We start from the raw sequence: 15,147 nt of genomic DNA on the forward strand, positions 1-15,147 counted from the left end.
GAATTAATTATGAATTTAATTGTCAGACGTGGAAGAGTATTCCCTGAAATTCAGTGGACAGAAGCACAAAAAGCTGAAGACAAAGCTAGGAGACAGGCATTTTATGAACGTTGTTGGGCGATTTTTGAGCGTTTAAAACCAGAAATATTAGATAAATATTCTGACTGTTACATTGCTATTGAACCTGATAGCGGCAATTATTTTATTGATCGGGATCAAGAAGTAGCCAGTAAAATGGCCAGAGAAAAACACCCTCATGTAATTCATCATATTTTTGGCATTAATGAAACAGGTGTTAGTGGCAGAATATGATTGAGGGCAGATTTGGAGATAAAGGTCAAGTTTACTTTGAAATAGATTTGATTGGCGGGGATGGTTTTGGTTTTCCTGTAGAAACAATCTTATAGCGTTTCTCAATCTAGTGAGGTACATCTTAAGCCCCCTCTCGAAGAGCGGGGAGGGGGTTGGGGGTGGGGTTCTTGTACCTCACTATGAGTTGTGAACTTTGAATTGTTAACGCGCCGGCAGTTGTGGGTGTGTAGTCGAGTACTTGGCGACGATACCAGAAATCTCCGGGTTGTAAAGTCTCAAATAATTCCAGTAATTGCCAAACACTTGCCGCACATAATTTTTGGTTTCATCAAAGGGAATTTCTTCAACAAACTCATCTGGATCTTGTGTAGTTTGAGTTTGCAGCCATTTGGAGACATTGCCGGGGCCAGCATTGTAACTGGCGATCGCTAGCAGGGAGTTATTGTTATATTGCTGATGGGTATGATCCAAATACCATGTACCCAGCATGATGTTATCGTTGGGGTTTTCTAAGTTGATGGTTTTGAAATCCACCTTGATTTGTGGGGCAATCCATTGAGCTGTACTGGGCAACAGCTGCATTAAACCAGTAGCGTTAGCAACAGATTTGATTTTTGGTTCAAACCGTGACTCCTGACGAATTAAGGCAGTGACTAACAAAGGATTGAGTTTACGCTCAGTAGACCACTTTTCAATCTCCCGAAGATAGGGAAATGGATAACGGGCTTGCCAGTAGGCGATCTGTTTGCTTAAAGTCTGATATTGGGCAAGTTCAGCTGGTATTTCCCGATCTTCCAACTTAGAAATTTTGTCAATTCCGATGAGATTTTCTCCCTTAGCCTCCCGGATCAACCCTTCGGTAAATTGCTCTGTTACCGTTGGCTGAATTTTGTTCTGAAATTCTGTTTGCCATTGTAACCAAGCATCGCGGTCTTGACCTAGCTGATATAATTCTTTGAAAGTATCAGAACCAGCCGGTGGTAATGGGCGTTGGGGTGTGATGACTTCCGGGTTCATGACGCGCACATTGTCAAAGTTGCCGACATTTAGCCCCAACATGGTCGCGGCTCGCCATGCATAGTAAGAATAGGGAAACTGTTTAATCACATACTCATAAGCAGTTTGAGATTCCTGCTGTTTGCCTAGTAAAGCTGCCCATTTACCTACCCAAAAGCCTGCTCTCGGAGCCAAAATACTGTTAGGGTTGTTGGTAACAATTGGTTCTGCCCATTGCCAAGCACCGACGTAATCTTTAGCTTTGGCTTTATCTTGGGCGACTTTCCAGCGATACTCTGCCGCCTCGTCAGAACTTCCATACTTGGCTATCAGTAATTGCCACGTTTCGCTTGCTGACTTTTGGCTATTGAGAGCTTGGAGAGTTTTGGCTTTTTGTGCCAGTGCCGTACCAGCTTGTTTCGGAAATTTACTAATTACCTGTTCAAGATAGGGTAAGCCGTCTTTAGGAGTTTTTGCCATTTCTGCTAACCGCAGTAGAGCATTGCCAGTGTCTTCGGTATTGGGAAATTGCTGCACCAATTGTTTATAGGTGGCGATCGCTTTTTCTTTATCTTTACCCCCGATCTGTAACCCTCGTGCGGTACGGTAGAGGTTACGGGATGTTTTGGGTGCTTGGGTATAAGCATTGGCCGCTTTGAGAAATTGACTATTTTCCCAATAGCTTGTACCAATTAGTTCCCAGTCTTCGGGTTTGAGGTTAGGCTGTTTTACTAGCTGATCCAAAACGCCCACTATGCCTGGTTGATCGTAAGCATATTTAGCCAAAATCAATTGTAATTTTGGCTGATTGGGATTTTCTTGCAAGCGTTTGCGAATAATTTCCCAAGTTAGAGGATTGGAGGGAAATTGAGCGATCGCTATTTCTTGTTGCTTTGGTTGAGCAATCAGATATAACGCTTTCACGCTGGCCGCTTCTTTGGGATACTGTTTCAGCACACCTTGCCTGAGATCCGAGGCTTTGCCATCCTCGCCCAGCATATCCTCTGCCTGGGCTTGTTTCAGCAAAATGTAGGGTGCGAGGATGGGATAGTCTTTCTCTAGTCCATCCAGTAAAACCAGGGCTTTTTTCCCTTGGGTTCTTTCAACGTAATCACTTGCCAAAAGGTAACGAGCGCGATTCCGGTCTGGCGAAGGCGATTGTCCGGCGATCGCTGCTAGTTTTTCCGCCCGTTCTGGCAGTGATTGTGAAATCAGTGGAAAGACGGCTGATTGGGCAATAGTAGCATCAGATGGTTGCTGTGCCTGATTCTTACCCAGTTTGAGCCATTGCCCAACGGTTTTACCAATCTCTGGTGCTGATACCATTGCCCCAGCTAAAAAGGCAAACAGTGCTGCACCCGCAATTATCGAAATTTGCTTGTTCTGTAGTTTCTTCACCATGAATACCTGCTGAAAAGTTCCGGTGAATTTCTTGAAACTCTAGCATTCCTAACCATCAGTGTGACCAAATTTTAATTTTAGATTTTTAATTTTATGTAGAAAAATACTAATTTTCAATCTGACGATTGGCAGTATTGGTAAATCGCACATATTTAGATGCCATTACATCTATCTTGGGTATATCATAAATGCAATTCGTTCCCACCGTTTGTTAAGTAAAAACCCAGTCCCCAATCCCCAGTCCCTAATCCCCATTACCCCTTATCCCCAGAGGGGTCCCCACCTTCCCCAATCCCTAATCCCCAGTACCTTACTATGTCTGACTTCAGCAGCGAACCGATACCAGAGTTGAGAAATCCCCAACAAACCTTTCATTCCGGTGACTTAAGTTTAAGAATCGAAGGAGAAGTAGTACCTGTAGTAGATGTCCATCTAGGACAACAGCAATCAATTTACTTTGAACATCATATCCTGCTGTGGAAACACCCCAATGTTCGCCTCGGTGTCAAAGGTTTAAAAGGGGCAGCCAAGCGCTTCTTTGCCGGACTGCAAATTTTTATCAGTGAAGCACACGGTCCAGGAAATATTGCTTTCTCCCGTGAGGCTCCAGGACAGATTGTGGTGCTGAAATTAGAGCGGGGACAGACAGTGGATGTGCGCGAACATCAGTTTTTGCTAGCTACGAGCAATATTGAGTACAGTTTCTTCTTCCAGCGAGGACTAGCGAACCTCTTTTTCAGCCGCAGTGGTGGGTTATTCATCGATCGTTTCATTGGTCAGCAACAAGGGGGGCTGCTTCTAATTCACGGTTACGGCAATGTTTTTGAAAAGCACCTCGCTGCTGGAGAGGTGTTGGATGTAGAACCGGGGGCATGGTTGTGGAAAGACTCATCAGTGAAGATGGAGACAGTAACGGCGCTGCAATCTAGTGGTGGCATCTTCGGAGCAATTGGGGTGATGCTTGGCGGCATTTCATTTACTCTTAACCGCTTTATTGGCCCTGGTCGCTTAGGGTTGCAGTCTATGACTTATCACCCTCCTGCATCTGAGGGTGCAACTCAAGTCGGTGGCAGTGTTAATATCGGTTAAAGCTGTGAGCTATTTTAATTAGAGCCTATTTATAAAGTAAATATTAAGTAGGGTGTGTTACGGCTGTGTAGGAATTTGAGCGTTTGAGAAAGTCTAATTTAGCCGTAACACACCTGGAAATATGGTGCGTTACGCGCTGCTTTAATAAATGGTCTCTTATAGAGTTTGAATTGTCAGCATTTGAGGGGGTGTAGCATCGGGTGGGTAGAGAAAATCCACTTCTACCAGTCGCCGTTGACCAGGAGATATTTTTAATTGAGCAAGGGGTTCTCCCATCTGTCCCTCTTGTTGAACTAAATGCCAATATTGGGTTCTGGGTAAGCCGCCATCGTCTTTGTAGCGAATACGGACTGTACCTCGGAAAAAGACGGATGGTTCGGGTGGTGAAAAAAAGCGCAGCCCTGGTTTACTTAACTGATCTTCTTTGACAGGTGTTTGAAAAAGCACATTGACAGTCTGCAACTTATCTGTATTGTTGATTAATGGTAGAGAAATGTTGTATTCAATGCCGTAGTTGCCGTGAGCTTCGTAAGCAGTACCAGGATAACGCGCCACTAGTTTGGCGGTTTGATTTTGTCCAGTACCCATTTTTCCTGCTAAAAGGGTACTTAAACCGTAGGAAAAAGCTTGTCCTGATTCGGGAATTGTCAGGTATGAACTATTTGAGTCAGTAAGTTGTGATTGCCAACGAGAGCCAACAGCTACCCCCGCTACTCTACCATAAATTTCTGTTGCACCTGCAAGCTGATCTGGAGGACTGGGAGCAGGTTCACGGGGTCCGGCAAAATCACCATTTTCTAACAAATTCTCCCATTCTTCTAAAGTAGGCGATCGTTCTGTACCATCTGCATTGGGTTTGGCAAACATCGCCAGGTTCGCCAGATAAACTGGATTGTCACTATACAAATGCAACAATGTAGAACGTCCATTCAATGGCGGCGTTAAAGTCCGCACTGGAATGGGAAGATTCATTAACATCCGGCTTTGTTTTGCTGGAATTACCAACTGGGTTGGCCATCCTGATTGCTGTTTGACTCGTAGCAAATCATTCATGACGCGATCGCCTGGACCTGCATAAATGTTTCCCGAATTATTTTCCTGCATCGGGGGAAGTTTGATAAAAGGTGCATCAGGTTGACTAACATAACTGGCTGCTTGCAATATATTGACAGTTGCAGTGCGATCGCTTGGATTGTAAACAATCACCCCCAAATAAAGAGTCCGCAAATCATTTGGAGTCTCAATCGCTCTGGCAATATGGTGAGAAAATAAATCAAACCGTCCCTGAAATGGAAAGTTCAAATGGGCGCTGGGCACTTTTTTGCCTTGAGGAGGAAATGTAGACAGCAGAATGCCTTCGCTCTGAACTACTTCGGGGTTATTACTGTTAAATACTGGTACTGTATCAAGATGTCCTGTTAAAGGTCTTGTTTGTTGGGGAATGAAAATTTCTTGTGGTGCAGGTGCAGGCGCTGCTTGAGCCAAGAACAAGTAGGAAATTAAATTAAACATTTATTCAAAAAGCAATTTATCGCTGAAGTTAGGGACTTCCAAGAAATAAATTATCCAAAAAACGTAGACGCTGCATCGGCTTGCCGCAGGCTACCACAGACACAATAGAGTTGCCAGCGCGTTGCCGGGGTTCCCACGGCAGTCACTCATGGGGGAAACCCCCAAGACCGCGCTGCCTCCCCGTTGTAGCGACTGGCGCGACACAGAGGAATAAAGAGGAGAGAGTTTTTTCGCCAGTTTTTTGAGTATTTTTTTATTTGGAAGTCCCTTAAGAATACAGCATATCTAATCCATATCTCCTGCGATCGATGACAATTTAGAGGATGTTTGCCAAAACTTTTGCTAACTGATAAAATCAGCCTCTATGCTAATTTTTACCACAAAAACAACGATATATAGTCAAGTAGTATATGACACTAAATTTTAGCCGACGTAAATTTGTTTTGTCTGGTTCAGCTACTTTTGCTGGTAGCTTATTGCTGAAAGCTTGCAGTAGTAATCAAAGCACGACACCAACAGTTAGTAGTAGTAGTGGGGAAGGTTTTAAAATAGCGATCGCACTCCCCGGAACAATTACTGATAAAGCTTGGAATCAGTCTGGTTACGAAGGCGTAAACTTAGCTAAACAAAAACTGGGTGCAGAAGTTGCATATCTGGAACAAGTCGCTCAAGCAGATCAAACAGAAGCATTAACAGGCTTTGCCCGCAAGGGTTATAATGTTGTATTCGCCCACGGTGGACAATTTGATGCAGCTATAGAACAAGTTGCGGCACAATTTCCCAATACATTTTTTGTGGGTGTAAATGGTAATAACAAGGGAGCAAATATTGCCTCTTTGCGAATAGATCATTTGCAAGGTAGTTATTTATGTGGAATTATTGGCGCGGCCATCACTAAATCTAATAAATTAGCTTATATTGCTGGACAGGAATTTCCCGCTACCCAAGAAGAACTAAGGGGATTTCAATTAGGGGCAAAATCAGTTAAGCCCAATATTCAAATTACTTCTACATTTCTCGGTGATTGGAATGATGTTGCTAAGGCGAAAGAAGCTACACTTGCTTTAATTTCTTCCGGTAATGATGTAATTTATCAATGGTTAGATAGTGCTTCGCCCGCAGTTTTACAAGCAGCTAGCGATAAAGGAGTTTATGCTTTTGGGAATACAAAAGACCAGCTAGATGTTGCCCCTAAAGCAGTGTTAACAAGTGCTGTTAAACGATTAGATATAGCAATAGCTTATTTAGCAGAACTCGCAAAACAAAAACAACTCAAAGGGCAGATATATAGTATAGGTTTAGAAAGAAAAGATATCTTATATTTAGGTAAATTTGGAACATCAGTGCCGGAAACAGTTAAACAAAATGCTTTGAAAGTGAATCAGGAGATTGTCGATAAAAAAATTATCTTTGAAAATTGTCAGGAAGCTGGTAAAGATACCCGTTGTGTCAAAAAAGCATGAACTTCAATGTATTTACGTTTAGAAAATATTAGTAAACGTTTTAACTCATTTGTTGCTAATCAGAAGATTAACTTCAGTGTTGATGCTGGTAAAATTCATGGAATTTTAGGTGAAAATGGCGCAGGTAAGACGACTTTAATGAACATTATTAGTGGTCTATATCAACCTGATACGGGAAAAATTTATCTAGAAGATAAACCAGTAAAAATTACCTCTCCAAATGAGGCAATAAAATTAGGTATAGGCATGGTATATCAACATTTTATGCTTGTACCTAAGTTAACTGTTACCGAAAATATCATCCTGGGTAGAGAAAATAATTGGTGCTTAAATCTGCGGGAAAAACAACAAGAAATTGCGGCTTTATCCCAAGCCTACGGACTAGAAATTGACCCCACAGATAAAATAGAAAATTTACCAGTAGGGACACAACAGCGAGTAGAAATTCTCAAAGTATTATATCGCCAAGCCCAACTATTAATTCTCGATGAACCAACAGCAGTTTTGACACCAACAGAAGTAGAATTATTAATTAATATCTTGCGAAAACTGGCGTTAGCTGGCAAAACAATTATTTTTATTAGTCACAAGTTAGAAGAAGTAATCAATCTCTGCGATACAATAACAGTGCTACGACGAAGTAAAGTAGTAGCGACAACTACAGCTAAAGAAGTGACTCCTCAGCAATTAGCAGAATTGATGGTGGGGCGCGAAGTAGTTTTACAAGTCAATAAATCTGCATCTGTACCGGGAAAAGCAATCGTGTCGGTACAAAATTTGTCAGTTTTGAATGATAGGAATATTCCTGCTATCCATAATGTTTCATTTCAATTACGGGCTGGGGAAATTTTAGGAATTGCTGGTGTAGATGGCAATGGACAGCGAGAATTAGCTGATGCGTTGGCTTTGCCCGCCGCAGGCATCGCAGGTTTAATTCGGATCAACAATGGTAAGATTGAGTTTAATATTTCTTGTACTCACCAGAGAATCGGCTACATCCCTGAAGATCGGCAAAAAATGGGTTTAGTGTTGCAGTTTACCATTGCCCAAAACTTGATTTTGAATGCTTTTAAAAGCTTACCATTCTGCCGCAATTTTTTATTACAACTACCAGCAATCAAAAATCATGCTCAAATTGTCATGGAAAAATTTGATATTCGGGCGACTGGGGAAGATATCAAGGTAAGCCAACTATCGGGGGGAAATCAACAAAAGGTAGTATTGGCGAGAGAACTGGCGGGAGAACCAAATTTAATTATAGCGATGCAACCCACACGAGGATTAGATGTAGGGGCGATCGCCACAGTTCATTCTCAGTTGTTAGCACAACGCGATCGCGGTGCCGCAATCTTGTATATTTCTACAGAGTTAGAGGAAGTCATGGCCATGAGCGATCGCATTGCTGTAATCTACAGAGGTGAGTTTGTCGCTATTTTGGATGCACAGACGGCGACTAGAGAAGAAATTGGTTTATTGATGGCTGGGGGGAAACGCAGAGGGTAAAATGCCAAGTCTTTACATCATTGGTGGTGCAAATGGTTCAGGAAAAACCACCGTGTCTATGAGTTTATTACCAAATTTTTTACACTGCTTTGAGTATGTGAATGCAGATGCGATTGCTGCTGGGTTATCCCCATTAAATCCAGAGTCGATGGCTATAGAAGCAGGAAGATTAATGATTACACGCTTGCGGACGTTATCTAACTCTGGTAGTGATTTTGCTTTTGAAACCACATTAGCCGCGAGAACTTTTGCACCTTTTATAATTGAATGTAAAGCTAAAGGCTACATAATTAATTTAATTTATTTTTGGTTGCAAAGTCCTGATTTGGCAGTAGAACGGGTAGCACAAAGGATTGCTAGCGGCGGACACTCGATTCCAGAAGATGTGATCCGAAGACGCTACCAGAGAGGGAGAGTAAATTTAATTTCCTTATATTTACCATTATGCGATCGCTGGATTATTTATAATAACTCTAGTAATGATGCCAGCTTAGTAGCTGAGTATAGCTATAGTCAGCAGCTTGTTGTATATGAAAGTATAATTTGGAATCAAATCAGAGGATGAAAATGGCTGATCAAGAATTAGAACTTTTATCGAGTAAAATTGATGCTGGAGTTAAAGCCGCAATTGCCGCAGCCATAGAACGACATCGTAAGCTAGGTCAATCGATTAGTATTATGCAAGATGGGAAAGTTGTAACTTTAACTGCTGATGAAATTACAGCGATTCAGAATCAATAGAATAATATAAATCAATGGTCGTAAGATTTGCAAATAGAGGGAATGTGAGCGCTATAAAAAATTAAGACATATATATATAAATATACCGTCTGGGTAGGAGAGGATGATGAGCTATTGGAAGACTTAATAGCTATCAAACAGGAAATTACAGAATATTACCGAGATGCAGCTAACAAAGGAAACGCTATGTTGCTATATCTGAGTTAACTGAATAAAGATTTATTCTTTAATATCATGTCCGCATAATTAGTTATGCTAACCACAGTCATTACACCCCACCCCCAACCCCTAAGAGCTTGCGGGGAGGGGAGACAAAGCATAGCTTTGGCGGGGTGGGGTTCTTCGGGTTTAATAAGCAATCAAGCGGACATGATATAACTCTTCTTTTAGTCTCTCCATGAAAACATATATTTATTCTCGACTCTCAAAAGTCACACCTTCATAAATCAAATCAATTTCACAACTAAAACCAACACTTTCTAGAGTGATATCCTCACCAATAGTATAGGGCGAATACAGCCACATTCTGCCTTCTCCCCGACGATAAAATTCAATTCCAATTTTTTCGGATTCAATCAAAATATATTCTTGCAAACTGGGCATAGTGCGATAAGAAGCAAACTTTTCTCCTCTATCTTTAGCTTCTGTCCCAGGAGAAAGAACTTCCACAATGATTTTGGGATATTGAATGAATTTGCGTGCATTTAAATCTCTAGCATCACAACTAACCACCACATCAGGATAGTAATATGGGCTTTGAGTACTGACTTGCACTTTGACATCTGCAACGTTAATTCGACAACCTCTAGCACGCAGATGGGGATACAATGCTCTGTAGAGATTTAGGGCAATATCATTGTGAGGAATTGTCCCGCCAGTCATGGCAAACACTTTGCCATTAACGTATTCATAGCGACTCTCTTGTAATGGTTCCCATTCAAGATATTGGTCGATACTCATTTTTTGAGGTTGAGGGATGGCAATCATCGCATCATGATCACAAATAAACGCTTTCAACTCCTGCTACCAATCCTATCACCACTAATTGCCATCGCCTCTGCTCTCATCGTCGGTGCTATCCTCATATTACTCGCCAGAGCAAATCCTATAACTGCCTACACAGCTTTATTTCAAGAATCTCTCTCTACTTACTTTGGGTTTGGCAACACCCTTACCAAAATGACACCTCTATTATTCACTAGTTTAGGGGTATTAGTAGCATTGCGGGCTGGTCAATTTAATATCGGTGGCGAAGGACAAATTTACCTTGGTGCGTTGGGTAGCGCTTTAATCGGGTTATATGTGCAAGGATTACCAGCTATCATTCACATTCCCTTAGCACTTCTGACTGGGTTTGGCTTTGGTGCGGTTTGGGGTTGGATACCTGGTTATCTCAAAGCAGTACGGGGAGTCAATGAAGTCATCACTACCTTATTACTGAATTACATTGCAGTCAATTTAGTTAGCTACTTAGTGCAAAATCCCTTAAAAGCACCAGGCGCACCTAGTCCTTATTCACCGTTGATTGCTAAATCTGCACAGTTGCCGATTATCTTACCCGAAAGTCTTGCCCATGCTGGTATAATACTGGCGTTAATGGCAGCAGTCATATTGTGGGTGTTATTGGTGCGATCGCCTCTAGGATACCAAATCGCCGCCGTTGGTTTTAACCCCATAGCAGCCCATTATGCCCGAATTTCGGTCAAAAATACCATCATGTTAGTGATGGGGTTAGCAGGTGGTTTAGCCGGGTTAGCGGGTGCATCTGAGGTGATGGGATTGAAGTACCGCTTATTTGAACAAGTTTCATCTGGTTATGGATTTGATGCTGTGGCGATCGCTTTTTTAAGTCGCGGTAGTATTGGCGGTGTAGTGTTGACTTCTTTATTTTTTGCCGCCTTGCGTAGTGGTGCCAATGTCATGCAACGTAGCGCTGGTGTACCTGTGACTATAGTTTATGTAATTCAAGGATTAACCGTCTTATTCATTGCCATCAGCCTTGCCGTAGAAACACGATTAAAAACGCAAAGTAACGCTGAGGTTTAACGCAAAGGTACGCAAAGACTTCTCGGCGATACTCTGCGCTTCCCTTAGCGTTCCTCTGCGTTTAAAAAAAAACTATGAATAACCTTAACTTCCTCTCTGATTACTTAATTGCTAGCTTAAACTTAGCCATCCCCCTAGCATTTGCTGCCCTTGGGGGAATGTACTCAGAACGTTCTGGAGTATTAAATATTGCCCTAGAAGGGATGTTAATAACTGGTGCTTTTACCAGTGCAGCCGCTACCTTTTACACTGGCAACCCTTGGCTTGGTGTCCTCTGTGCGTTGATTGCTGGGGGATTAGTCGGTTTACTTCATGCATTTCTATGTGTAACTTTATATGTCAATCAGTTAGTGTCAGGGTTAGCGATTAATTTAGTAGCTGCGGGGTTAACATCGTTTTTAGCGCGGTTAGTATTTAATGACAGTAGCACTCAAAGATTGCCAGGAATTGAGCCTATAATTATTCCTGGTCTTGCGAATATACCTATACTTGGTGCTATGTTGTTCCAGCAAGATGTGCTTGTATATTTACTGTTAATTTTAGTTGCTTTAAGTACCTATATTTTATTTCATACTAGCTTTGGGCTGACTTTGCGGGCGGTGGGGGAATATCCCAAAGCTGCGGCGACGGCTGGGGTTTCGGTATTAAGGGTGCGATATTTGGCTGTAATCCTTAGTGGCTGTCTTGCCAGTTTAGGAGGTGCTGATCTCGCTTTGGTACAAATAAAATTTTTTACAGAAGGGATGAGTGCAGGTAAAGGATTTATTGCGATCGCTGCTTTAATTTTTGGTAGATGGCATCCTTTAGGTAGTACATTGGCTTGTTTATTATTTGGCGCTACCGAAGCTTTACAGTTACGAGTTCAAGCCTTGGGTGCAAATATTCCTTATCAATTTTTGGTCATGTTACCATACGCGATCGCTCTATTTGCATTAGTGGGATTAGCTGGTAAATCTATACCACCCCAAGGGTTAGGTGTTCCTTACTCGCCAGAAAATCGCCAAGAGAATTAAGGACAAGTTCAAGGAACGCTTTTAGCGCCAGTTATTCCTCCAGGTGCGATCGCTTAATCTGTAATTAGCAACTTGTATATGACTTCTATTTGATTTTTGATTTTTGAAAAAACTCTATAAAACTCGAAAGTGCTGATTCCCAACTCCCAACCTATGCAAATAAGTTCAAAAATCAAATCGGATTGCTATATTACTTTTTCTTAACAATCAATTTTTGATTTTTATCTTCCATTTCTAAGAGTTGAGGGATAGTAACAAAGCTATAGCCCTGCTTGCGAAAGTTGGCAATAATTTCTGGTAAAGCTTGTACAGTCTTAGAACGATTACCACCACCATCATGCATCAACACAATTCCACCAGGTTTTGCCTCTCTGAAGACATTACCGATCAATTTGGGTACAGCAGGACGCGAATAATCTACAGAGTCAGATGACCACAAAATAATTGCATATTTGCTATTTCTAGCGTAATCAACCACCCCATTATGCATAATTGCTCCAGGTGGTCGAAATAAATTTGTTTTTAACCCTGTAGTTTGATAAATGATATCAGATGTGTGGTCAATTTCATAAGCGGCGGCTTGGGGATTCAAGAATTGATACCAATGATGCCAAGTATGGTTGCCAATCACATGACCTTCAGCAACCTCCTGCTTGAGTAAGGCTGGATAATTTTTCACATTTTGCCCAATTACAAAAAATGTTGCTTTAATCTGATTTTTTTTCAGAATATCTAACACTTCTGCTGTACTCTCAGGCCAAGGGCCATCATCAAAGGTGAGAGCAATTACTTTTTGAGGTGGAGAGAGTTTTGCCGCCTCAATTATTGCACCTTGAAAACTGGATGGTATAGAGTCAGAAAAACCCTTTACTTGTGCTTGTTGCTGCCAACCTGTCAGCATCGCTGCCTTCAATTCCTCAACTCGCTGCTGGGTTCCTACATTTGCCGTTATATTATTTACATTTACACTCTGTTGTGATAAAACTTTAAGAAAATTTATTTTGATCAAAAATATTAAACTAAGACTAAAACTACTACATAAGATAAGCAAACCAACTAATTTTACTGGAGTCCAAGGGATTGGCTTATTATTGATCACGTCAACTTCCTTATAATGGTCAAATAATCAGTCATTATACTGACAGTAAGTTAGATTTTTATCTGCTTACTTTCAGAAAAAGTATAACTATCTATTCAGCGATTGCCAAGAGTGCGTAGGCGTAGCGCGTCGTAGACATCGCTTTCCCACCGAACTTAGGTGTTCATAATTTATGATTGTAAGCGCAATCATCTAAATAAAACATACTTTTGTCATAATTCTGTAATATTTTCATCAATAATGCATGTCAAAATTTTTAGTCATAAATCAAGATTTACTGTGAATTATTGATGTCCCAAATAAAATAATCAATTTAAATATTGACATCGTAAACAAATATAACTATGATTTTGGCATATTATATGTAAAATATACAAATTCTTCAAAAAAACTGCCCAAGTAAATAAATTTATCCCGGAAATAAATCAATGAGATTACGCTGGTTTTTACTAAGTATTATTAGCACTTTGTTCCTAACATCCCCCACCTTGGCAGCAAGATTAAAATCTCCCCAAATTGACTCGAATCGGAATCATCTAGAGTCAACAACAGACTCGAAGTATTTATTGGCTAACTTTCCAAGTGAAGTAACTAGACAGAAAAATTTTATTCCTAAACTCAATCAACCGGAGATTTTCAGCAATACCAATGATACTTCTTTATTTGGTGGCATTATTCCATTAGGCAAAGAAATAGCAGAGCTAAAGTCTCAAGTTAGAGCATTAATGACTCACTATACTTTTCTCAAACCTGGGATGTTTTTCTTAGATATAGAAACAGGTAACTACTTGAATATTGATGGCGAAAAGGTATTTCCCGCAGCTAGTACTATTAAATATCCGATTTTAATTGCTTTATTTGAACAAGTAGATGCTGGTAAAGTCAAACTTGATGAAAAGCTAGTGATGCGGCGTGACTTAGTGGCGAGTGGTTCGGGTGAATTGCAGTATAAACCAGCAGGAATCAAGCTGAGTGTAATCGAAACTGTTAATAAAATGATTACGATCAGTGATAATACTGCAACTAACATGATTATCGACCGTTTAGGCGGAAAAGCAAAACTCAATCAACGTTTCCGCACTTGGGGACTAAAAAACACAGTAATTCGCAATATGTTAGGAGACTTTAAAGGCACTAATACCACTAGTCCAGCAGATTTGGTAAGGTTGTCAGCCTTGGTTGATCAACATAAGTTAATTTCAGAGGGTAGTCATTTCCAAGCTTTAGATATCTTGCGTCATTGTCATAATAATAAGTTGCTGGCGGCTGGTGTGGGTAAAGGTGGAACTATTGCTCATAAAACAGGAGATATTGGATTTTTGGTTGGAGATGCAGGGATTATTGAAATGCCAAATGGTAGGCATTACTTAGCAGGAATTTTTGTCAGAAGACCCCATGACGATGAGCGAGGAAGGGAGTTTGTACGTCAAGTTTCGCGGATAGTTTATCAGTACCTTGATCAACCAAAATTATCCCAGAAGTATTGATTTTAAAAGCTGCTGGCATCGCCTTGGGTGACTGACATCTTTGGCAAGCTGCATGAAAAGCTTAAATGTGCAACTTGATTCTATCAAGCTTCAATTACATTTTCTTGACAAAGTTATTACCAAGTTGTGACGAAGGTGTGACTAGACTGATTTTGCTATATGCGTCTGTTTTTCCTTAGTTACCTTGACTCTGGCAGTTAAGAATATTGCTAGATTGGGTTGAGGCAATGCGTTATCCAACAAACTCGGCAAAATTTTGTAACCTACACATTTTTATTTTTTGGGCTTAAGAGGGTGTTTGAAAAGTCCTCTTGTTAGTAGCAAAACATTATAGATCCTCCTAAATCCCCCGCTCAATTGGGGGACTTTGATTCCGGTTCCCCCCTTTTCAAGGCAGGGCTGTTTCATTCGTTCAGATCAGAATTTTGTCAAGAGTATCAACCAGAAAATTTAGTGAGTTGGTAATCGAAAAATTACTGTTTCAA

Annotated in this window: 14 protein-coding genes; 10 read left to right on the plus strand and 4 right to left on the minus strand. The window is 40.9% G+C overall.

Going from position 1 to position 15,147, the window contains the following annotated elements; translation table 11 throughout:
- Window positions 1-9: 9 nt before the first annotated feature.
- Window positions 10-312, plus strand: a complete 303-nt coding sequence (locus V7K97_RS12090) for a hypothetical protein (protein ID WP_334801177.1) — start codon at window positions 10-12, stop codon at window positions 310-312.
- A 201-nt stretch (window positions 313-513) separates the two neighbouring features.
- Here V7K97_RS12090 and V7K97_RS12095 read toward each other — a convergent pair whose 3' ends face one another.
- Window positions 514-2,709 carry a transglycosylase SLT domain-containing protein gene (locus V7K97_RS12095; RefSeq protein WP_334801178.1) on the minus strand — a complete coding sequence of 732 codons (2,196 nt, stop codon included), beginning with the start codon at window positions 2,707-2,709 and terminating at the stop codon, window positions 514-516.
- Window positions 2,710-3,024: 315 nt separating this feature from the next.
- Between V7K97_RS12095 and V7K97_RS12100 the strand changes: the two genes are divergently transcribed.
- Entirely contained in the window at window positions 3,025-3,798 is a 774-nt protein-coding gene (locus V7K97_RS12100) for an AIM24 family protein (RefSeq protein ID WP_334801179.1), read from the plus strand.
- Window positions 3,799-3,954: 156 nt separating this feature from the next.
- Here V7K97_RS12100 and V7K97_RS12105 read toward each other — a convergent pair whose 3' ends face one another.
- Window positions 3,955-5,310 (minus strand): DUF3370 domain-containing protein, encoded by a 1,356-nt coding sequence (locus tag V7K97_RS12105; RefSeq protein ID WP_334801181.1) that lies wholly within the window; start codon window positions 5,308-5,310, stop codon window positions 3,955-3,957.
- 410 nt (window positions 5,311-5,720) lie between these two features.
- Here V7K97_RS12105 and V7K97_RS12110 point away from each other — a divergent pair, with 410 nt between their 5' ends.
- The 5 genes from V7K97_RS12110 to V7K97_RS32020 all read left to right on the plus strand — a co-directional run bounded on the left by V7K97_RS12110 (window position 5,721) and on the right by V7K97_RS32020 (window position 9,224).
- A complete protein-coding gene (locus V7K97_RS12110) occupies window positions 5,721-6,773 on the plus strand; it encodes a BMP family protein (protein ID WP_334801183.1) in 1,053 nt (350 codons plus the stop codon).
- 6 nt (window positions 6,774-6,779) lie between these two features.
- Window positions 6,780-8,276 (plus strand): ABC transporter ATP-binding protein, encoded by a 1,497-nt coding sequence (locus V7K97_RS12115; RefSeq protein WP_334801184.1) that lies wholly within the window; start codon window positions 6,780-6,782, stop codon window positions 8,274-8,276.
- Between the two features lies 1 nt (window position 8,277).
- Complete coding sequence (locus V7K97_RS12120; protein WP_334801186.1) at window positions 8,278-8,841, plus strand: zeta toxin family protein; 564 nt, start codon at window positions 8,278-8,280, stop codon at window positions 8,839-8,841.
- 2 nt (window positions 8,842-8,843) lie between these two features.
- Entirely contained in the window at window positions 8,844-9,017 is a 174-nt protein-coding gene (locus tag V7K97_RS12125) for a hypothetical protein (RefSeq protein ID WP_334801187.1), read from the plus strand.
- A 72-nt stretch (window positions 9,018-9,089) separates the two neighbouring features.
- Entirely contained in the window at window positions 9,090-9,224 is a 135-nt protein-coding gene (locus V7K97_RS32020) for a hypothetical protein (protein WP_442938906.1), read from the plus strand.
- Window positions 9,225-9,428: 204 nt separating this feature from the next.
- Here the strand turns inward: V7K97_RS32020 and V7K97_RS12130 are convergent, their stop codons facing one another.
- Complete coding sequence (locus V7K97_RS12130) at window positions 9,429-10,004, minus strand: Uma2 family endonuclease (protein ID WP_334801189.1); 576 nt, start codon at window positions 10,002-10,004, stop codon at window positions 9,429-9,431.
- 6 nt (window positions 10,005-10,010) lie between these two features.
- Here V7K97_RS12130 and V7K97_RS12135 point away from each other — a divergent pair, with 6 nt between their 5' ends.
- The gene (locus V7K97_RS12135) at window positions 10,011-11,063 is read left to right on the plus strand and encodes an ABC transporter permease (RefSeq protein ID WP_334801190.1); all 1,053 of its coding nucleotides are present in this window, start codon (window positions 10,011-10,013) and stop codon (window positions 11,061-11,063) included.
- 74 nt (window positions 11,064-11,137) lie between these two features.
- Complete coding sequence (locus tag V7K97_RS12140; RefSeq protein ID WP_334801191.1) at window positions 11,138-12,076, plus strand: ABC transporter permease; 939 nt, start codon at window positions 11,138-11,140, stop codon at window positions 12,074-12,076.
- Window positions 12,077-12,266: 190 nt separating this feature from the next.
- Here V7K97_RS12140 and V7K97_RS12145 read toward each other — a convergent pair whose 3' ends face one another.
- The gene (locus V7K97_RS12145; RefSeq protein ID WP_442936811.1) at window positions 12,267-13,175 is read right to left on the minus strand and encodes a polysaccharide deacetylase family protein; all 909 of its coding nucleotides are present in this window, start codon (window positions 13,173-13,175) and stop codon (window positions 12,267-12,269) included.
- A gap of 428 nt (window positions 13,176-13,603) precedes the next feature.
- Between V7K97_RS12145 and V7K97_RS12150 the strand changes: the two genes are divergently transcribed.
- Window positions 13,604-14,662, plus strand: a complete 1,059-nt coding sequence (locus tag V7K97_RS12150; RefSeq protein WP_334801195.1) for a serine hydrolase — start codon at window positions 13,604-13,606, stop codon at window positions 14,660-14,662.
- Window positions 14,663-15,147 lie beyond the last annotated feature (485 nt).

The organism is Nostoc sp., from assembly GCF_036917815.1.
GTDB lineage: Bacteria > Cyanobacteriota > Cyanobacteriia > Cyanobacteriales > Nostocaceae > Nostoc.